General features: G+C 59.8%; 18 protein-coding genes. 9 read left to right on the forward strand and 9 right to left on the reverse strand.

Annotated elements, in window-relative coordinates; all coding sequences use genetic code 11:
• Positions 1-71 precede the first annotated feature (71 nt).
• Together rimO and pheS are read right to left on the reverse strand one after the other, a co-directional pair.
• Entirely contained in the window at positions 72-1388 is a 1317-nt protein-coding gene (rimO, locus tag JAO77_RS20955; RefSeq protein ID WP_198992390.1) for a 30S ribosomal protein S12 methylthiotransferase RimO, read from the reverse strand.
• A gap of 159 nt (positions 1389-1547) precedes the next feature.
• Positions 1548-2591 carry a phenylalanine--tRNA ligase subunit alpha gene (pheS, locus tag JAO77_RS20960; protein ID WP_198992391.1) on the reverse strand — a complete coding sequence of 348 codons (1044 nt, stop codon included), beginning with the start codon at positions 2589-2591 and terminating at the stop codon, positions 1548-1550.
• Between the two features lie 152 nt (positions 2592-2743).
• On the opposite strand from pheS, the gene JAO77_RS20965 reads away from it, so the two are divergent.
• Both JAO77_RS20965 and JAO77_RS20970 read left to right on the forward strand, forming a co-directional pair.
• The gene (locus tag JAO77_RS20965; protein WP_198992392.1) at positions 2744-3178 is read left to right on the forward strand and encodes a hypothetical protein; all 435 of its coding nucleotides are present in this window, start codon (positions 2744-2746) and stop codon (positions 3176-3178) included.
• 125 nt (positions 3179-3303) lie between these two features.
• Positions 3304-3606 (forward strand): hypothetical protein, encoded by a 303-nt coding sequence (locus JAO77_RS20970; protein WP_198992393.1) that lies wholly within the window; start codon positions 3304-3306, stop codon positions 3604-3606.
• A gap of 81 nt (positions 3607-3687) precedes the next feature.
• On the opposite strand, the gene JAO77_RS20975 is transcribed toward JAO77_RS20970, so the two are convergent.
• A complete protein-coding gene (locus JAO77_RS20975) occupies positions 3688-4971 on the reverse strand; it encodes a M16 family metallopeptidase (protein ID WP_198992394.1) in 1284 nt (427 codons plus the stop codon).
• Positions 4972-5183: 212 nt separating this feature from the next.
• On the opposite strand from JAO77_RS20975, the gene JAO77_RS20980 reads away from it, so the two are divergent.
• From JAO77_RS20980 to ytxJ, 4 genes are all read left to right on the forward strand, one after another.
• Positions 5184-7229: an alpha-ketoacid dehydrogenase subunit alpha/beta gene (locus JAO77_RS20980; protein WP_198992395.1), complete on the forward strand. Its 2046-nt coding sequence runs from the start codon at positions 5184-5186 to the stop codon at positions 7227-7229.
• 139 nt (positions 7230-7368) lie between these two features.
• Entirely contained in the window at positions 7369-8037 is a 669-nt protein-coding gene (locus JAO77_RS20985) for a hypothetical protein (RefSeq protein ID WP_198992396.1), read from the forward strand.
• A 21-nt stretch (positions 8038-8058) separates the two neighbouring features.
• Entirely contained in the window at positions 8059-8346 is a 288-nt protein-coding gene (locus tag JAO77_RS20990; protein WP_198992397.1) for a hypothetical protein, read from the forward strand.
• Positions 8347-8370: 24 nt separating this feature from the next.
• Positions 8371-8718 carry a bacillithiol system redox-active protein YtxJ gene (gene ytxJ / locus JAO77_RS20995; RefSeq protein ID WP_198992398.1) on the forward strand — a complete coding sequence of 116 codons (348 nt, stop codon included), beginning with the start codon at positions 8371-8373 and terminating at the stop codon, positions 8716-8718.
• Between the two features lie 81 nt (positions 8719-8799).
• On the opposite strand, the gene JAO77_RS21000 is transcribed toward ytxJ, so the two are convergent.
• Complete coding sequence (locus tag JAO77_RS21000; RefSeq protein WP_235998535.1) at positions 8800-9216, reverse strand: OsmC family protein; 417 nt, start codon at positions 9214-9216, stop codon at positions 8800-8802.
• 104 nt (positions 9217-9320) lie between these two features.
• On the opposite strand from JAO77_RS21000, the gene JAO77_RS21005 reads away from it, so the two are divergent.
• Both JAO77_RS21005 and lipA read left to right on the forward strand, forming a co-directional pair.
• Entirely contained in the window at positions 9321-10166 is an 846-nt protein-coding gene (locus JAO77_RS21005; protein ID WP_198992399.1) for a hypothetical protein, read from the forward strand.
• A 93-nt stretch (positions 10167-10259) separates the two neighbouring features.
• Positions 10260-11159 carry a lipoyl synthase gene (gene lipA / locus JAO77_RS21010; protein ID WP_370550318.1) on the forward strand — a complete coding sequence of 300 codons (900 nt, stop codon included), beginning with the start codon at positions 10260-10262 and terminating at the stop codon, positions 11157-11159.
• Positions 11160-11306: 147 nt separating this feature from the next.
• Here lipA and JAO77_RS21015 read toward each other — a convergent pair whose 3' ends face one another.
• Positions 11307-11930 (reverse strand): DUF4136 domain-containing protein, encoded by a 624-nt coding sequence (locus tag JAO77_RS21015; RefSeq protein ID WP_198992401.1) that lies wholly within the window; start codon positions 11928-11930, stop codon positions 11307-11309.
• A gap of 280 nt (positions 11931-12210) precedes the next feature.
• Positions 12211-15135, reverse strand: a complete 2925-nt coding sequence (gene gcvP / locus JAO77_RS21020; RefSeq protein WP_198992402.1) for an aminomethyl-transferring glycine dehydrogenase — start codon at positions 15133-15135, stop codon at positions 12211-12213.
• 215 nt (positions 15136-15350) lie between these two features.
• Here gcvP and JAO77_RS21025 point away from each other — a divergent pair, with 215 nt between their 5' ends.
• Positions 15351-16847, forward strand: a complete 1497-nt coding sequence (locus tag JAO77_RS21025) for a nicotinate phosphoribosyltransferase (RefSeq protein WP_198992403.1) — start codon at positions 15351-15353, stop codon at positions 16845-16847.
• An 8-nt stretch (positions 16848-16855) separates the two neighbouring features.
• On the opposite strand, the gene JAO77_RS21030 is transcribed toward JAO77_RS21025, so the two are convergent.
• The 3 genes from JAO77_RS21030 to purF all read right to left on the reverse strand — a co-directional run bounded on the left by JAO77_RS21030 (position 16856) and on the right by purF (position 20302).
• Positions 16856-17434: a DUF4240 domain-containing protein gene (locus JAO77_RS21030; RefSeq protein ID WP_198992404.1), complete on the reverse strand. Its 579-nt coding sequence runs from the start codon at positions 17432-17434 to the stop codon at positions 16856-16858.
• Between the two features lie 98 nt (positions 17435-17532).
• Positions 17533-18630 (reverse strand): AIR synthase-related protein, encoded by a 1098-nt coding sequence (locus tag JAO77_RS21035; RefSeq protein ID WP_198992405.1) that lies wholly within the window; start codon positions 18628-18630, stop codon positions 17533-17535.
• A 175-nt stretch (positions 18631-18805) separates the two neighbouring features.
• A complete protein-coding gene (gene purF, locus JAO77_RS21040; protein WP_198992406.1) occupies positions 18806-20302 on the reverse strand; it encodes an amidophosphoribosyltransferase in 1497 nt (498 codons plus the stop codon).
• Positions 20303-20304 lie beyond the last annotated feature (2 nt).

The raw sequence follows: 20304 nt of genomic DNA on the forward strand, positions 1-20304 counted from the left end.
GCCGTGATAAGATGCTTCCTTCGTCAGCATGACAAACGTAGGAACAGATGCAAAAAGTAGTGGTGCGATGACTAGCGCACTACCTCGCCATAGAGGTCAAAGTCAGACGCGCCGGTTATGTGCACATTGGCGAAGCTGCCCTGCGGGATATGCAGGTCGTTGGTAGCTAGCACCAGCACTTCATTGTCCACTTCAGGCGAGTCGAACTCGGTGCGGCCTACGTAGTAGCCGCCTTCGAGCCGGTCGAAGAGCACCTTATAGGTCTGGCCCACGCGCGACTCGTTGTAATCCAGCGAAATCTGCTGCTGAATCTCCATGATGCGGTCGGCGCGCTCTTGCTTCACTTCGGCGGGCACGTCGTCTACTAGGGTGTGCGAGTGGGTATTCTCTTCGTGCGAGTAGGTGAAGATACCTAGGCGCTCAAACTTCGATTCCTGCACAAACTCGCACAGTTCCTCGAAGTCGGCCTCCGTTTCGCCGGGGTGGCCGGCGATGAGCGTGGTGCGTAGCGCGATGCCTGGCACCCGGTCACGAATCTCGCGCACCAGCTCCTTGGTGCGGCGGCTGGTGATGCCCCGACGCATGGTTTTCAGCATGTTATCCGAAATGTGCTGCAAGGGCATGTCTAGGTAGCGGCAGATGTTGTCGCGCTCGCGCATCACGTCCAGCGCCGCCAGCGGAAACTGCGAGGGGTAGGCGTATTGCAGGCGTATCCAATCCACGCCGCTCACGTCGCTGAGGCGCTCCAGCAGCTCGGGCAGCTTGCGCTCGCCGTAGGCTTGCAGGCCATAGTAGGTGAGGTCCTGGGCGATGAGAATCAGCTCTTTGGTGCCCATACCTACCAAGCGTTTAGCCTCGGTTACGAGGTCTTCCATGGGACGGTCTACGTGCTTGCCGCGCATCAGCGGAATGGCGCAGAACGAGCACGGGCGGTTGCAGCCCTCGGCTATTTTGAAGTAGGCGTAGTGCTTGGGCGTGGTCAGCAGGCGCTCGCCTACTAGCTCTTTCTTGTAGTCGGCCTCCAGCACTTTCAGCATCTGAGGCAGCTCTAGGGTGCCGAAATAGGCATCTACCTGCGGAATCTCCTCCTCTAGCTCGTCTTTGTAGCGCTGCGAGAGGCAGCCTGTTACGTACAGCTTTTCGAGCTTGCCAGCTTCTTTCTCATCCGCGTAGCGCAGGATAGTGTCGATGCTTTCCTGCTTGGCGTTGTCTATAAAGCCACAGGTATTGATAATGACGATGTTAGCATCCGGCTTCTTGGCTTCGTGCGTTACCTGGAAGTCGTTGGCCCGCAGCTGGCCCATGAGCACTTCCGAGTCCACGAGGTTCTTGGAGCAACCTAGGGTGATAACGTTGACCTTGTTTTGTTTAAGCGTTCTAACTTTCATAAAGCACGGAAGTCTGCCCGGTTCAGTGCGGGCAACATTGAAATAACTAGCGAAAAGAGCCTGCAAATTTACGACTCCCAAACAGTTAAAGCCTCGAACCAACCACGCTAGGTAGTTAGTTCGAGGCTTTTAGAAAGTAACTGTAGCGACTTAGGTGCTTTATAGCGCCTCAAACTGGCGCAGGAAGCGTACGTCGTTCTCGGTGAAGAGGCGTAAATCTTTTATCTGGTACTTGAGCATAGTGATGCGCTCGATGCCCATACCCCAGGCGTAACCGGTGTATTTCTCCGAGTCGATGCCGCAGTTTTCGAGCACGTTGGGGTCTACCATGCCGCTGCCGCCGATTTCGACCCAGCCGCTGCCTTTGCAGATGTTGCAGCCCGCGCCCTTGCAAATGAGGCAGGTGATATCAATCTCGGCGCTGGGCTCGGTGAAGGGGAAGTAGCTGGGGCGGAACCGGATGTTGATGTCCTCGCCAAACATCTCGCGCACGAAGTAATAAATCGTTTGCTTGAGGTCGGCAAAGCTCACGTTCTCATCAATATACAAGCCCTCAATCTGATGAAAGAGCATGTGCGCCCGCGCCGAAATGGCTTCGTTACGGTACACGCGGCCGGGCATCACGCGGCGGATGGGCAGCGGCTCGTTTTCCATCACGCGCACCTGCACGGTGCTGGTGTGCGTGCGCAGCAGGTGCGGCTGGGCTACCTCGGCGCCCGGCGCGGGCTCCACGAAAAACGTGTCCTGCATGTCGCGGGCCGGGTGGTTTTCGGGGAAGTTGAGGGCCGTGAAGTTGTGCCAATCGTCCTCAATCTCGGGGCCTTCGGCCACCGCAAAGCCGATGCGGGCGAAGATGCGCAGCATCTGCTCGCGCACCAGCATCAGCGGGTGGCGGGTACCTAGGGCGTTGGGCACCGTGGGCAGCGTGTAGTCGAAGGTGGCGTCGGCGGGCTGGTTGGCCGTGGCGGCTTCGAGGGCGGCCTGGGCCTCGTCGAAGCGGGCCTGGGCCTGCTGCTTGAGGCCGTTGAGTTGCTGGCCCACGGCGCGCTTCTGCTCGTTGGGCACGGTTTTGAGCTGGTCGAAGAGGTCGGCCAGGCGGCCTTTACGGCCTAGGTAGAGTAGGCGAAACTGGTCGAGGGCAGCGGCGCTGCTCACGTCGGCGGCGGCCACCTCGGCGGCCAGGCTCGAAATAGATTCCTGCATGATGCTGGCAAAGGTACGGCGGCCCGCGCCGGCCTAGGAAGGCCCCGGCGGCAATACCAATTTATCCGTATAGCACGTTGGCTGAAAACTGGCATTGCCTTTGCAAAAGGGTAATCAGTTCCCTTCTCCCCACACTTATTTTTCTTTTCACTATGGTACGCCAACTGCTCCTCCCCTTGCTCGGCCTGGCTCTGCTCACCGCCGAAACCGCTGCGGCCCAATCGCAGCCTGTCAACTCGGCTTCGCCCGCGTCGGCCGCCAAAACGGCTCGCACCACGCCCCGCGCCGGCCGCACCCTCACGGCCCGCGAGCGCAAGCAAGCCGAGGCCGCTGCCAAAGCTGCCGCCAAAAACCAGGTTGTAGCTATGGCTACCCCCGCCGAACAAGCCAACTGGAGCGGCTGGAGCAATGACCCCGTAAACCTGCCCGATGACGGCACGCTGTACCACCCCCACAACAACGTGTCGGCGGCCCCCGGCATGCCCCTCAACCAAGTAAGCCACGGAGTATCTACCGATTACCATGGCCGCCCCCTGCGTCGCCCCACCACTACTGCGTCGGGCACTACGCTTCCCACATCACGCTAAAGCGCACCTAGCTGCCAGTAAGTTACAACGGCCACGGACTTAGCCTTCCGTGGCCGTTTTGCGTACAGAGGGGCCTAGGCAGCTGGTTAAGCTGGCTTAGCAATTCGCCTTATTTCCTCTTGTTTATGCTTCGCTCTTTTTGTTTTGCATTGCTGGGCCTAGGCCTACTTGCCGCGCCAGCAATGGCCCAAACCACGCCCACCAAGGCTAAAGCCTCGACAGCCAGTGCGGCGAAGACCAAAGCGGCCGCTACCGTGCGGCGCACCAACCGGCTGAACGACGCCGCCGAAAGCGACAAAGGCCAGTCGGGCTACGCAGCCCCCGGCGAGCCCATCACACCGCCCGGTGTTAATGGCAAGAATACGCCACCCTACGATGGCCCCGCCGCGCCTACCAAAAAAGGCACTACGCTGGCTACGCCCAAGTAGTCTTTCGCCCAACTAAAAAGCCTACCCTTCCGACGTCCTAGGGCATCGGAAGGGTAGGCTCTTTAGTTGGGTGCCTAGCGATTACACAGCCGCCGCTTCGGCATCCTCTTCTACCTCAACAGACTCCGGATTAGCCGAGCGGTAGTAAAGCGTGCTGCAGTTTTCGGGGCGCAGCACCAGCTCCGCCGCTTGCCGAATGTCGGTCGGCGTCACGGCTTGCAGCAGCGCGGGCTCCTCGTTTACGAGGTTGGCATTGCCGAGCAGCTTGCCGATGGCCAAGGCCAAGGCGCGATTCAGCAATTCTATTTCGCCGAAGACTAGGCCGGTTTCAGCTTGATTTTTTACTTTGTCTAGCTCGGCAGCGGGCACTTCGGCTTGCAGCAGCTCGGCCACTACGGCCTCTACGGCGCGGTCGGCGTCTTCGAGCGCCACCCCAGCATTGAGCTTGCCGCTGATGACGAACAAGCCCGGGTCGAGGGCGCCCGTGAGCGAAGCTGAAATATTGTTGAACAAGGCCTGCTCTTTCACAAGCCTCTGGTGCAAGCGGCTCGACTTACCCCGCCCTAGAAGGTCGCTCAGCAAGTCTACGGCGTGGTAGCGCGAGTCGAGGCGGGCGGGCATGTGGTAGGCCTTGTACAGGGCCGACAGCGGCACAGCGGCCGTGGTTTCGGCGCGGCGCGCTTCCGTTTGGATGGGCTCCTGGGGCAGTTGGCGCTCGTAGCGCGGGCCACCTTCGATGGGACCAAACCACTTCTCGGCTAGGCGCTTCACTTCGTCAAAGGCTACGGCCCCGGCCACCACCAGCACCGCATTTTGCGGGGCATAGTGCTTGCGAAAGAAGGCGCGCACATCAGCCATTTCGGCTTCTTCGATGTGGCTTATTTCCTTGCCAATGGTGTTCCACTGATACGGGTGCGTATTGTAGGCCAGGGGCTTAAGTTTCAGCCACACGTCGCCGTAGGGCTGGTTGAGGTAGCTCTGCTTAAACTCTTCTACTACCACTTTGCGCTGCACGTCGAGGCCGTTTTGCGAGAACGCCAGGTCGAGCATGCGGTCGCTTTCGAGCCAAAAGCCCGTTTCGATGTTAGCAGCCGGCAGCGAGAGGTAGTAGTTGGTGATGTCTTGCGAGGTGAAGGCGTTGTTTTCGCCGCCCACTTTTTGCAGCGGCTCGTCGTAGCTAGGCACGTTCACGGACCCGCTAAACATCAGATGCTCAAATAGGTGGGCAAAGCCCGTACGGCTGGGGTTTTCGTCGCGCGAGCCTACGTCGTAGAGCACGTTGAGCACGGCCAGCGGCGTCGTAAAGTCTTCGTGCACCAAACAGCGCAGGCCGTTGGCTAGGGTAAACTCTTGGTGGTGTATCATTTACAAGATAATAGATAGCGTGTCGGAAGGCACCTAGGGAAGTCGCGAAAAGATAATAACAGCGCCTGCGGGCGACTAGTTGCGCGAGCGCGGCCACTTAGCCGCTCCCCGCTGCCCGAACTTACGGCGTACCCCTCAATCCTGGTCGCCTTAGGTGCAAGGAAAATGCAGCCGTTACCTTCGCGCTGGCTAATTGCCCCCTGCCTCCTCCCATGACGTCTGCCCCCGCCACCCTCACCTTCGACCGCCGCGATTATTCCAACGACGTGCTCAAGCAGCTCTACCGCGAGTTGCTGCGCCCGCGCCTCATCGAGGAGAAAATGCTGATACTGCTGCGCCAGGGCCGAGTCAGCAAGTGGTTTTCGGGCATTGGGCAAGAGGCAGTGTCGGTGGGTAGCACCCTGGCTCTTCAGGAGGATGAGTATATTTTGCCGCTGCACCGTAACCTAGGCGTGTTTACGAGCCGCGGGGTGCCCCTGGGGCAGCTGTTTGCGCAGTGGCAAGGCAAGAAAACGGGCTTCACGAAGGGCCGAGACCGCAGCTTTCACTTCGGCAGCCACGCCCACCACATCGTGGGCATGATTTCGCACCTAGGGCCGCAGCTGGCCGTGGCCGACGGCATTGCGCTGGCCGACCTGCTCGATGAAAAGCCCCGCGTGACGCTCACCTACTCGGGTGATGGTGGGGCTAGCGAGGGCGATTTTCATGAGGCGCTGAACGTGGCAGCCGTGTGGCAGCTGCCCGTCATTTTTCTGGTCGAAAACAACGGCTACGGGCTTAGCACGCCCAGCAGCGAGCAGTTCCGGGTTAAGTCGTTCATCGACAAAGGCCCCGCCTACGGCATCGAGGCTGTGCAAGTCGATGGCAACAACGTGCTGGAGGTGTACCACCTTATCAAAACGCTGGCCGAAGACCTACGCCAGCGCCCGCGCCCGGTGCTGGTCGAAGCCCTCACGTTCCGGATGCGCGGCCACGAAGAAGCCAGTGGCACCAAGTACGTGCCCGCCGAGCTGCTGCAAGAATGGTCCCAAAAAGACCCGGTTGAGGCCTACGAAAAATGGGTGCTGGCCGAAGGCATCGTGAGCGAAACGGCCCGCATGCAACTCCGCGAAAGCATCAGGCAGGAAATAGAAGACGCGCTGCAAGAAGCCGATACGGCCCCATTGCCCCTCCCCGACCCCGCCGAAGAACTGGCCGATATGTACGCGCCAGTATCAATTAACAATGAGCAATTAACAATTAACAGCAGCCAGCCGCTCGTTACCGGCGACCAGGAGCCTGCTACTGCAGACCAAGCACCATCTCTGCGTTTCCTCGACGCTATTTCGGACGGGCTGCGGCAGAGCATGCAGCGCTACCCCGAGCTGGTGCTCATGGGCCAGGACATTGCCGAGTATGGCGGGGTCTTTAAGATTACCGAAGGCTTTGTGCAGGAGTTTGGCAAAGGCCGTGTGCGCAACACGCCGCTTTGCGAGTCGGCCATTGTGGGGGCGGGCCTAGGGCTCAGCATCCGGGGCAAGAAGGCGATGGTCGAGATGCAGTTTGCCGACTTCGTGACTTGCGGCTTCAATCAGATAGTCAACAACCTAGCTAAGAGCTACTACCGCTGGGGCCAGAATGCCGATGTGGTGGTGCGCTTGCCTACTGGCGCGGGCACCGCCGCGGGGCCCTTCCACTCGCAAAGCACCGAGGCGTGGTTTACGCACGTGCCGGGCCTGAAAGTGGTGTACCCCAGTAACCCGCACGATGCCAAGGGGCTACTGTGCGCCGCCTTCGAAGACCCTAACCCCGTGCTGTACTTCGAGCACAAGCTGCTGTACCGCGGCCTGAGCGGGCCAGTGCCAGCTGCGTACTACACCACGCCCATCGGGCAGGCCGCACTGGTTACGGAGGGCCACGAGTTGAGCATTATCACCTACGGCCTGGGTGTGCACTGGGCCAAGGCTGCCTGCGACGAGCTCGGCATTATGGCCGATATCCTAGACCTGCGCACGCTGCTGCCCTGGGACACTGAGGCCGTGGCCCGCACCACCCGCAAAACTGGCCGCGTGCTCATCCTGCACGAAGACACCCTCACGGGTGGCCTAGGTGGCGAAATTGCGGCCTGGCTGGCCGAGCACTGCTTCAGCAGCCTCGATGCGCCCGTGCGCCGCGTGGCCTCGCTCGATACGGCCGTGCCTTTTGCGCCCCTACTAGAAGCCAGCTTCTTGCCGCAGCAGCGGCTGCGCGAGCAGCTGCGCGCCCTGCGCGCGTACTAGGGTGTTAGTGAGTGCCTAGTTGTTAGTACTTGGTGCTTAGCGATAGTTACGCATACCAACAACCAGGCACTAAGCACTAATAACTATCTATTACCCGTTGCGCTTCGTACCTTCCAGCTCACGCACTTTCTTTGCTTCCGTGAAATCGCTTCTACGCTCGGTATTACCGCTTTTGCTCGGCTTACTGGCGAGCTGCTCGGTGTACGATAATGTCTTCCATCCGCGTCGCCTTCCCTCGCCCAGCATGACGGCCGAGGCCAAGGCCAAGTACCGTGCGGCCGAAAAAGCGCGCCACAAAGGCCAGGTGCTGAAAACGGAGGAAATCACGACCAGCGCCACCGACGCTAACGCCGCGGGCGCCTCCAAGGACAAAGCCGACAATAAGTTGACTTACAATGAGCTACCCGAAGGTACCAAGCTAAAGTACGACAAGCAGTTGCTCGTTAAAAAGCCCAAGCTCAAGCGCCGCCAGTATCACCATTACGAAACCAGGCCCTTAAGGCCGCGCGAAGCCAGCCGCGAAAACCGCCGCCTGCGCAAGCACTCCAAGGGCAAGGGCGACCGCTCTCGCCCTACCAAGGACGATGCCGCGCCCCTAAGTCAGCCTACCGATGCCCGCCCCATTGACGAGCCCACGCTCGCCCCGCCTACTAAGGCACCCAAGGTGAAAGAAACCAAGGCACCCGAGCCCAAAGTGAAGGAGCCAAAAGCGCCGAAGGTCAAGGAAGAGAAGGCGCCCAAGGAGAAAAAGGCCAAGAAAGCGCTGGTGCCGAAGCCCGACCCCACGCAGGAACGCCCCGACTATTAAGTCTTTTTCCCCACCTCGCCCATGCTTATCCACCTAGCTTTTGCGCTGCTGCTGGCTACGCCCGCCCAAACGCAACCTAGCACCCCCGGCCAGCTGCGCGCCGCCAACCGCCGGGCCCTGCGCGAGGCCCGCGCCACCGATGCGGCCTACAAAGACAGCCACTTGGATGTGTCGCGCCGCCAGCTCAAGCGGGGGGCGTCGGCGCCCGTGGTGGGGGCGGCCGACGAGCCGCGTTTCGACCGCGATGGCACGCCGCACGTAACCGAACCCAAATACCCCGGCTTGCAGTTACGTAAGCCTAAAAAGTAATTTTTCTCGTTTTTAGTTTTAGTTATGGCTACCTCTTGGCTTCCCCTTACGCAACCCGACCAACTAGCTGATATTGTGCGCGAATCGCACGAGCATCCGGTTCTTATCTTCAAGCACAGCACCACCTGCTCTATCAGCGCCACGGCCAAGGCTAAGCTTGAGCGCCAGTGGCCCGACGCCGCCCTGCCCGAAGGCACGGCGCTCTACTACCTCGATTTGCTGCGCTTCCGCCCCATTTCCAACCAAATTGCGCAGGAATTTGGCGTGCAGCACGAGTCGCCCCAGCTGCTGCTCATCCAAGATGGCAAGTGCACTTACGATGCCTCACACATGGGCATCCGCCTCGCCGACGTAGCCGACGCCGTAAGCTAATTATCAATAAACAGTGAGCAATGGACAAGGTGCAGATGGAATAAGTAGCTTGCACTTTGTTCATTGCCCACTGTTCATTACTTATTGATAGCTAAAGCGAACCTCCTGCCGAATTTCGGGGTTCAGGCTCAGCGCCACGGGGCAGGTATGGGCCACGCGCTCCAGCAGGGCGCGGTCGCTCTCGCCGAGGCTGGCGGGCAGCTGCAGGTCTACATCGAGCTGCACTATGCGCCGCGGAGCATCTTGGCTCATCGTTTTTTTCACCTGCATGGTGCTGCCTTTCAGGTCAAGCTGATGGCGCTCGGCCACAATAGCCATTGTGGTCAGGATGCAGGTACCTAGGGCCGTGCCCACCAGGTCGGTCGGCGAAAAGGCTTCGCCCCGGCCGTGGTTGTCCACGGGCGCGTCGGTTTGAATGCTGGTGCCCGAGGCCACGTGCGTGGCTTCGGTGCGGAGTTGCCCTTCGTAGCGGGCAGTGGCGGTAGGAGCGGTCATCATACCGCGAAGCTACTTACTTGCTGCCAACTGCCCGAAAAGTCATTTTTCTTCTTTCGTTATTTTCAGTCGCAACACACGCCAACTGCACTATTTTTGACTTACTTATGAAGAAACTCATGACTATTGGAGGGCTGGTGGGCCTGGGGGGCTTGGCAGCGAGCCCAGCCTGGGCGCAAGCGGTGGCGCAGCCCGTGCCCCCGCCGCAGCCCGTGCTTACGGTAGTGCCCGCGGCCGCACCGTCCGACGAGCAGTCGTACCAGCGCGAAACGGTGTTTGGCGTCAACTTCAACACCCAGGGCGGCCTCATTGGGGGTGTCAACGTGCGTTCGGCCCGGACGATGACGAACAACACGCTCTGGTTTTGGAGCCTAGAAGGCGTTTTTTTTAAGAACCCCAAGGAAGAAAGCGTCATTAGCGACTTCGGGGGCACGTTCACGGCCTACAAAACCAATTATGCCTTTGCACTGCGGCCCTCCGTGGGCATTCAGCGCATTCTGTTTCATAAAGCCGCAGAGGCTGGCGTGCAGGTAAACGGACTGCTGAGCGCGGGTCCTTCCATAGGCCTGCTGATGCCCTACTACATCAGCTACGACTACACGTATGCCCAAACGGGCCGGCCCAGCGCCAACGACGTGATTGTAAACGAGCAGTACGACCCCGGCAAGCACACGGCCCCGCAGGCCATCGTAGACCGGGCGCCGTTCTTTGCGGGCATCAGCAAGACTCAAGTGGTACCGGGCGTGCACATACGTGGCGGCCTCAGCTTCGAGTACGGCCGCTACCGCGATGCCGTGGCCGGCGCCGAGGTTGGCTTTTTGCTCGAAGCCTATACCAAGCGCCTTGTTACCCTCGACTCATCGACGCCCGCCGCTCCGGTATCACCCGATGTGCTGAACAAGCAGTTCTTTCCGTCGGTTTATCTCACGCTTTACCTGGGCCACCGCAGCTAGCCCCACCTAGGGTCCTTACCTGCGCACTACTACCACCAAGCCCTGGCACTTTGCCGGGGCTTTGTTGTTTAACTTTACACTATGGATACGATGCTGCTTTCCCTGCCCATTATTCAGCCCCAGCCCGAACCCGTGGCTCCGGCTCGCCCGCGCAAGCCCGACTGGCTGCGCGTGAAGCTGCCCATTGGGCCCGACTATGCCGCCGTGCGCAAGCTGGTGGATGAGCACAAGCTGCATACTATCTGCGAATCAGGCAATTGCCCTAACATGGGTGAGTGCTGGGGCGCGGGCACGGCCACCTTTATGATACTCGGCAATGTGTGCACGCGTTCGTGCTCGTTCTGCGCCGTAGCCACCGGTCGCCCCTCCGAGCTCGACCTCGACGAGCCCCGCCGCGTGGCCGAGGCCATCAGCCTCATGAAGGTGAAGCACGCTGTACTCACCTCCGTAAACCGCGACGAGCTGAAAGACCGCGGCGCCAGCGTGTGGCGCGACACCGTGGTGTTTACCAAGGAGCTGAGCCCCGAAACGACCATTGAAACGCTGATACCTGACGTGAAAGCCAACTGGGCGGCGCTGGAGGTCATGATTTCGGGCGGCCAGGAAGTGATTTCGCACAACATGGAAACCGTGGGCAGCCTCTACCGCCTCGTGCGCCCACAGGCCAAGTACGACCGCAGCCTCGAGCAGATTCGGCGCACTAAGCTGGCCGGCCACCGCACCAAGTCGGGCATCATGCTAGGCCTGGGCGAAACCGCCGACGAAGTGCACCAAGCCATGGACGACCTCGTGGCCAACGGCCTCGACATTCTGACCCTAGGGCAGTACCTGCAGCCCACCAAGCGCCACCTCGAAGTGGCCGAGTTCATTCACCCCGACACCTTCGCCCGCTATAAGGAAGAAGGTCTGCGCCGCGGCCTCAAGTATGTGGAGAGCGGCCCGCTGGTGCGCTCTTCGTACCACGCCGAGCGCCACGTCAACGTGCCTATTTAACAAGCTTGTTAGCCTCTAGCTCCTGGCCTCTGTAGCAGGCACGGCTGGTCCCAGCCGCTTACCCAGTCATCAGCCATATCAGAAAGCAAAAAGCCCCGCCAAATTTGGCGGGGCTTTTTAGTACTTGTCCACTAGTCAAGCTCTCGCTTAGCGAATAGCTTGGCGGCGACGCTCGTCGGTGGGCGGGTAGTTGCCGAGCACGCTATTCACGATGCGATAGGTTTCTTCTTCCGTAATCGTGTTTTTATCGAGCTGGGCCTGACCGGTACCACGCCATGCCAATTCTTTGCGCTTAGCGTCTACAATATCAATAATGACGGTGCCAGCTTTGTAGTTATACGAGCCGCCATAAGGATAGCCGTAGCCATACCCGCCGTAGCCGTAGCCATAGTAAGGGTAGCCGTAGCCAAAGGGGCTACCACCCACACGCTGCTGCTGGTTTTCGATGCGTACGCTATAAGCCACGAACACATCGGGAGTAGCGTTGCTTGCTACTTCGGTGAGGCCTTTGGCACCTAGGTCCTTCGTTACGGCATCGCGGATGCGCTGGTCGGTAAAGGACTCATAGCCGCGGGCCGGGCCGCCTTCCGTGTCGTTGGCTTGCTTAGGGTACCAAGCCCAGGTTTTGTAAGCACGGAAATTAACGGCATGGTCAAAATCGCTGGTCGAAGCCACGTTGGCCGTGGTGCAGGCGCCCATCCCGAAGGTTAGCGCCAGGCCCGTGACCGCCAGGGCGGCCGGGCGGGCCAGAAAACGAGTTATGCGGTTCATAAGGCTAAAAATTAATGAGATAATCCTGCTTTGCGGAGGTACTGACTTAACGCCACCCACCTAGGCAATGTTCCAAAAAAAGTAGGCAAGCCGACTACTTTTATTAGCTACCCGGCCAAACTACAACACGCCAGGCCGAGTGCTTGCGCGAACTCAGTCTGGCGTGTGTTAGATGGTTGTTTGACTGCGCAGGTTTAACGCGAAAGAAGGCGTTGTATTGCGCTCATAAAATCATCTGTCATGCTTCGCAAGCTCAGCAGGACAGACGATTTTGGTCTACTTAATACGACGGACCTTTATCCGTCGAAACCAGTTGCTCTGGCTCGTCGGCGTATTCTTCCAGCGGCGTGCACGAGCAAATGAGGTTACGGTCGCCGTAGGCCGAGTCAATGCGGCTGACGGTGGGCCAGAACTTGGCATTGCGCACGTAGGGCAGCGGGTACACGGCCTGCTCACGCGAGTAGGGGCGCGTCCACTCCTGCGTAAGCACAATAGCGGCAGTGTGGGGCGCGTGCTTGAGCACGTTGTCCTTGGCGTCGGCGCGGCCTTCCTCTACCTCCGTGATTTCCTTACGGATAGCAATCATGGCGTCGCAGAAGCGGTCCAGCTCCTCCTTGCTCTCGCTTTCGGTAGGCTCAATCATGAGCGTGCCGGCTACCGGGAAGCTCACCGTGGGCGCGTGAAAACCGTAGTCCATCAGACGCTTGGCAATGTCTTCGACCTCGATACCAGCCTTTTTGAAGTGGCGGCAATCAAGAATCATCTCGTGGGCACAGCGACCCTGCGCACCGGTGTAGAGCACCGGGTAGTGCGCCTCCAGGCGGGCCTTGATGTAGTTGGCGTTCAGAATAGCCAGCTCAGTAGCGCGCGTGATGCCCGCGCCGCCCATCATCGAAATGTAGGCGTAGCTAATGGGCAGAATGCTCGCCGAGCCATACGGCGCGGCCGATACAGCTCCGCTGTCGCGGCCTTCTACCGGCACTACTACGTGGCCAGGCAGGTAGGGAATGAGGTCCTCTACCACGCCGATGGGGCCCACGCCGGGGCCGCCACCACCGTGCGGAATGCAGAAGGTTTTGTGCAGGTTGAGGTGGCACACATCGGCCCCGATGCTGGCGGGCGAGGTGAGGCCCACCTGGGCGTTCATGTTGGCGCCGTCCATGTACACCCGGCCGCCGGCCTGGTGAATGAGCTCGCAGATTTCAATAATCGTTTCCTCGTACACGCCGTGCGTGCTGGGGTACGTTACCATGAGGCACGAGAGGCGGTCGGCGTGCTGCGCGATTTTGGCGCGCAGGTCGTCCATATCCACGTTGCCTTCGTCGGTGCTTTTCACCACCACTACCTGCATGCCCGCCATCACGGCCGAGGCGGGATTGGTGCCGTGGGCCGAGGCCGGAATGAGCGCCACCGTGCGGTGGTTGTCGCCGCGGCTGAGGTGGTAGCCGCGGATGGCCAGCAGGCCGGCGTACTCGCCATTGGCGCCCGAGTTAGGCTGAAGGCTGACGGCGGCGAAACCAGTCACCTCGCAGAGCCAAGCTTGCAGGTCGCGGATGATTTGCTGGTAGCCTACCGTTTGGTCGGCCGGGGCGAAGGGGTGTAGCTGACCGATTTCGGGCCAGGTCACCGGTATCATCTCGGCCGTAGCGTTGAGCTTCATAGTGCACGAACCCAGTGGAATCATGCTGTGCGCGAGGCTCAGGTCTTTGTTTTCGAGCTGCTTCATGTAGCGCAGCAACTCGTGCTCGGCGTGGTGCGTGTTGAAGACCGGGTGCGTGAGGTACTCGCTGGTGCGCTGCAGGCTTTCGGGCCAGGTCAGCGTCAGCTCGGCCTCGGCGGTAGGGGCGGCCGTGGTGGCTACCTCCTTACCTAGGACCTTAGCGAAGATGTCTACGATGTCGCGCACGTCGTCGAACTCCACATTCTGGTGCAGGCTGATGCCCACCAGCGTGTCCTCGTAGTAGCGGAAGTTGATGCCCGCCGCTTCGGCTTCAGTTTTCAGCGCTTGCTGCATCTCGTGGCTTTCGAGACGCAAGCTCAGGGTGTCAAAGTAATTGCTGTTCAGCTGCTCTACGCCTAGGGCCTTCAATTCGGCCTCCAGAATCTGAGCAAACAAGTGCGTGTTCACGGCGAACTGGCGGATGCCTTTCGGACCGTGGTACACGGCAAACATACCGGCCAGCACGCTCAGCAGTACCTGCGCGGTGCAGATATTCGAGGTCGCTTTTTCGCGGCGAATGTGCTGCTCGCGAGTTTGCAGCGCCATGCGATAGGCCTTGTTGCCGGCCGCGTCCACGCTCTGCCCAATAATGCGGCCCGGAATGACGCGCTTAAACTGGTCTTTGCACGAGAAGAAGCCCGCGTGCGGCCCACCAAAGCCCATCGGCACGCCGAAGCGCTGCGACGAACCCACGCAGATATCGGCGCCCAGCTCACCGGGCGAGGTCAGCAGCGTGAGGGCCAGCAGGTCGGCCGCCATTACCACAAACAGATTATTGGCGTGCGCGTTGTCGATAAATTCCTTATAGTCGAACACCGTGCCGTTGGCACCGGGATACTGCACGATGGCCCCGAACAGCGCCTCGTCGGCGAGGTCGGCCGTGCGGTGGTCGCCGATAACCAATTCGATACCTAGGGGCGTGGCGCGAGTGCGCAGCACGTCAATGGTCTGGGGCAGCACCTGCTCCGACACAAAGAACTTAGTCGCGTTTTTCTTCTTGGTTTGCGAGTGCAGCAGGTGCAGCGCCTCAGCAGCGGCGGTAGCCTCGTCGAGCAAGCTGGCGTTGGCAATGGGCAGGCCGGTGAGGTCAATCACCATCGTCTGGTAATTGATGAGCGCTTCCAGGCGGCCCTGAGCAATCTCGGCCTGGTAGGGCGTGTAAGCCGTGTACCAGCCCGGGTTTTCGAGGATGTTGCGCTGGATAACGGGCGGCAGCGTGGTATCGTGGTACCCTAGGCCGATGTAGCTCTTATACACCTTGTTCTGACCGGCTATCTGCTTGAAGCGCTTCAAGAACTGGCGCTCGGTAAGGGCCGGGGGCAGGGCCAGCGCCTGGGGCAGGCGAATGGCAGCGGGCACCGTTTCGGCGATGAGTTGGGCCAGGTCGGCGGCCCCCACGGCTTGCAGCATGGCCTGCTGGCTAGCGTGGTCGGGCGCGTTGTGGCGGGTTTCAAACACGTCGGCGGGCTTGAATCTAAACGACATAAGCTGGGATATGAGGCGAGATTAGCAATAGTAGCTTTCCACTAACAAAGGTACGGCCCGAATAGAGCGGGCCGGGCTGTTTTTATCCTATTGCGGCTGTGCATTTGCCATATTAAACGCCCGTTTATTATGCTTCGCTACGCACTGCATGGCCAAATACTGCCCCCCTACGTACCCAACAGTTTGCGAAGCAGCGCTTCGTGCTACTTGCGCCCATGACTCCTACCTCCCTCACCGGCCTCTACCGCCCCTCGCTCGCCCTGCTCACCGACCTCTACCAGCTCACGATGGCCTACGGCTACTGGCGTGCGGGCCTGCACGAGCGTGAGGCCGTGTTTCACCTCTATTTCCGTAAAGCGCCATTTGAGGGCGGTTATGCGGTAGCGGCCGGGCTGGCGCTGGCTGTTGACTACCTACAAAACTTGCGTTTTGAAGAGGAGGATATCGCTTATCTAGCTAGCTTGGAAGGCAGTACAAACACTCGCCTATTCCCTGACGATTTCCTAGCTTACCTGCGAGAGTTAACCTTCACCTGCAACGTAGACGCCGTGGCCGAAGGCACGGTAGTATTTGGCAATGAGCCGCTAGTGCGCGTGCAGGGCCCGCTGATGCAAGCCCAACTGGTCGAAACGGCCCTGCTCACTGTCATCAATTTTCAGACTCTCATCGCCACCAAAGCCGCCCGCGTACGCGATGCTGCCGGCCCCGACGCCACAGTGCTAGAGTTTGGCCTACGCCGCGCCCAGGGCCCCGATGGCGGCCTAGGGGCCGCCCGCGCCGCTTACCTCGGCGGGGCTGATGGCACCAGCAACGTGCTGGCCGGTCGGCTCTACGGCATCCCGGTGCGCGGCACGCACGCCCACAGTTGGGTGCAGGCCTTCGGTGACGAAAAACAGGCCTTCGCCACCTATGCGGCCGCCTTCCCCAACGACTCGGTGTTCCTGGTCGACACCTACGATACCCTCGACGGGGTGCGCCACGCCATCGAAGTAGCCCTCGACATGCGCCAGCACGGCCACGAGCTAGGCGGCATTCGTCTTGACTCGGGCGACTTAGCTTATCTCTCTAAAGAAGCCCGTAAGCTGCTCGACGCCGCTGGCCTGCCAAACGTCCGTATCGTAGCCAGCAACGACCTAGAAGAAAACCTCATCACCAGCCTGCGGCAGCAGGGCGCCCGCATCGATACCTGGGCCGTGGGTACGCAACTCGTCACAGCCTATAACCAAGCCGCCCTAGGTGGTGTGTACAAACTGGCAGCCCTCCGCACGCCTGACGGCCAAGGCTGGGATTTCACGCTCAAGCTCTCTGAGCAGCAGGCCAAAACCAGTATCCCCGGCATCTTGCAGGTGCGCCGCTACCTAGGCGAGCACAGCCAGCCCCGCGCCGACATGATTTACAACGTGGCCGCGGCTGAGACGCTACCCGCTACGCCCATCCTTATCGACCCCGCCGACCTCACCCGCCGCCGCCCCGTGCACCCCGGCGCGCCCTTCCGCGACCTGCTGGCCCCGGTGCTGAGCCAAGGCCAGCTTGTGCAGCCACTACCAACGTTGGAAGAGAGCCGAGAACTGGCGCGTCAGGAAGTCAATAGCCTCGATATCAGCATCCGGCGCTTTCTCAACCCGCACGTGTACCCGGTGGGCCTGGAGCAGGGTCTGCACGAGTTTCGCACGCAGCTCATGCTGGAGAAGCGGTCAGTGCGGCCGGCGTAGTTAGCCGGCTAGTTGTGTTTCGCCCAGAGCTTCGGAAGCAGCGTAGGCAATTGTTCTTCTGTCCAATCCTCGCCCTTAGTTCCTGCCGCGCTGTCGTAGTTCAATCCCCGCGCAGAGGCTACGCTTCGCGGAAAGCTTGCATCTTCCTCTTTCTTGCCAGTTTTATTCTCGTAAGCTTGGGTAGCGACGTAAAGTAGCGGTTCGAATTCTGCAATAGCTCCTTCCGTATCAATACTAGCTAGAGAATCAGGATTGCGCAGTACTTCCTCAAACACGCTTTTACCCTGGCTAATCAGCCAGCAGCGAAAATATAGGTAAGAGTCATCTGTTACGGAGCCTTCGATGATTTTCTGCGCAGCCATGATTTTGAAATCATCTGCATCCAGAAGCTGCTGCTCCAAGAGGCATTCAAATTCCACAATCCCTTCTGGTGAATACTGACCCAAGTTTTTAATGAGCAGGCTTTCAAACACCTGCTCATTACCTTTTGCTTGCTGATGCGCAAAGTCAATTACTCGCCAAAACTCTTCCTTGTTCATCTTGCCGATTGCGTGATATTCCAGCTGACTACCATCAATTGAAGGCATTATAGTAGCATTTTTCGCTGGCTCGCAGCTGCTCAACAGGCAAATTAGGATGACTACAAAACCTATTGACTTTGAGTAGCTCATGCCATCACTGAGCACTACGCATACTTCAACTCCCCTGCCCCTACGCGCAGGGTCACACCCGCCTCAGCGGTGAGGTAGCCAGCCACTTGGGCCTGGTAGCCGCTTTGGGCAAGTTGCTGCATGGTGGCTTCGGCGGCTTCGGGGGCTACTACGAGCAGCATGCCGTTGCCCATGTTCCAGTAGAGGTAAGCGGTTTCGGGGCTAATACCGCCGATTTCGCAGAGGCGCTGCATGGCGGGCAAAGGTGCAAAGAGGTTATCGAGCACCGCACCTAGGTTGTTTTTGAGCACGCGCTTGAAGTTATCGGCCACGCCGCCGCCCGTAATGTGGGCCGCGCCGCGCAGGGGCAGACCAGCATCAAGCACCGCCGTGAGGGCGGGCGCGTAGATGAGCGAGGGCGCGAGCAGAGCCTCTCCCCAGGTGGCGTACTGGTCGGCGTCGGTACCGTCGTAGGGCTGCTGGTGCCAGTTGTCACCGAAGAGACGCTGCAACGTCTTGCGGGCCAGCGAGTAGCCGTTGGAGCGAAACGAGGGCGAGCGCAGGGCTACCACGGCATCGCCGGCCTGAGCGGTGGCACCGCTCAGCGGTTGGGCCAAGCTGGGGTGCAGTACCCCAATGGCCGTGGAACACCAGTTGAAGTTCATGCGCGCGCCAGGAAAGCCACCGATGCGGTTGCCCAGTTCGGCAATTTCGCCGCCAGTAATGGCGATTTTCGCGAACTGGCAGGCATCATGCAGGCCACGCATCATCTCGTCTACCACGTCGTAGTCGAGGGTGTTCACGTCGATGATGTTCGACAAGTTGGTAGGCACGAAGCCGGCCGCGATGAGGTCGTCGGCGGTCATGGCTACCAAGTCGTACCCTAGGGTGTCGTATTTATCGAGGCGCTCGCCCAGCTCGATTTTAGTGCCGATACCGTCCGAGCTGATACCTAGGCGCTCCTGGCCAAAGCGAATTTCGTTGCTAAAGCCGCCGTCGAGGTCGCGGGCGGGCTCGCCGGGTAGGCCGGCGCGGGTAGCAAACGTCTTTTTCGACCAGTTATAAGCGTTTTTCGAAGCGGCGTTGCCGAGGTCGATGGAGTAGCCGGCGTCGGGGGTTTGGGCGTTGTTCATGCGGTTAAGGCGGGGCGCCTCACCACCCAGCTCCCTCTCCGAAAAGGAGAGGGGGAGCCAGACGGCGGAGTTATATGATTACTTAATTTCTTACAGTCTAAAATCATCCGGCTCCCCCTCTCCGAAGATGAGAGGGAGCCGGGGGTGAGGCCCCCACGTTAGGGCGGCCCCTACCTTAATGCTCGGTCGGTAGCGGCGCTTTCGCGCTCACCGAGGGCACCTTGTCCACGATGCGGTGGCTCTGGCGCTCCTCCTGGATGTGGCGCAGGTAGCGCGTCACATCGCCCGTCGGGTATTTGCCCGTAAAGCATGCAAAGCACGACCCACCGTGGCCGCGCTCCTCGGCAAATAGGTCCTGTAAGTCGCTCAAATCCTGATAAATGACTTTATCAGCTTCGATGTAACGGCAGATTTCCTCTTCCGTATAGTTGGCCGCAATCAGCTCGGTGCTCATGGCCATGTCGATGCCGTAGATGCAGGGCGACACAATGGGCGGCGCGCTCGAAATGAAGTATACCTCGCTGGCGCCCGCCTCGCGCAACAGTCGCACGATACGGCGCGACGTAGTGCCACGCACAATACTGTCGTCTACCACGGCCACCTTTTTGCCCTCCACAAAAGCGCGAATGGGATTCAGTTTCTTCTTCACTACGTCCTCGCGGCCGGCCTGGGTTGGCACGATGAAGGAGCGACCCATGTGGTTATTTTTCACCATGGCGCGGCGGTAGGGCACGCCAATGGCTTCGGCTAGGCCCGAGGCCGAGAAGTAGCCCGACGAAGGCACGTCAATTACCATGTCGGGCTTGAGACCGGCATCAACCACTTTGCGGGCGATAATCTTACCTAGGCGCACGCGCTCGCGAGCTACTAGGCGGCCGTGAATGGTTGAGTCTTCGCGGGCGAAGTAAATCTGCTCGAACACGCAGAACGCCTTGGGCACGGTGTTCTGGTTTTTATAGTGAACCTGGTAGTTGTTGTCGATAAAAATGGCTTGGCCCGGCCCCACATTCTCCACAAACTCAAAGTCGAGGTAGTCGAAGCAGGTGCTTTCCGAGGCAAACGCATATACCGGCCCCTCGGGCGTGTCGCGGCGGCCCATCACTAGCGGGCGGATACCTAGAGGGTCAGTAAAGGCCAACAGGCCATGCCCCGCAATGATAGTCACGGTAGCGTAGGCACCCTTCACCAGCTCTTGAGTCGTTTCTACAGCATCGAAAATATCGACCACTGAAATCCGGTCCAGGTCCTTCACCCGCAGCTCCGAGGCGAAGGTGTACATAATGAGCTCCAAGTCGTTAGTCGTCTTGGGCAGCACGTGGTACTTATCGTGCAGCAGCTTAGCCACATCACGAAAGTTAATAACGTTGCCGTTGTGCACCATGGCCAGCCCGAAAGGGTAGCTCGTGGTAAAGGGTTGCGCCAAATCGGAGTCATTCGCGCCCTGCGTGGTGTAGCGCACGTGCCCGATGCCGGTATTGCCAGTCAGCTTTTTGGTATGCTTGGGTTTAAAAACGTCGTTGACCAAGCCCTGCCCCTTGTGCAGGTGGAAGGCGTCGCCATCAAACGTTGCAATGCCGGCGGCATCCTGCCCCCGGTGCTGCAAGGCGGTAAGGCCGATAATCATATCGCCCACCACGCGCTCGGGGCCGTGAAAACCTACGATGCCACACATAA

Origin of the sequence: Hymenobacter sp. BT559 (assembly GCF_016427535.1) — a bacterium.
Taxonomy (GTDB): Bacteria; Bacteroidota; Bacteroidia; order Cytophagales; family Hymenobacteraceae; genus Hymenobacter.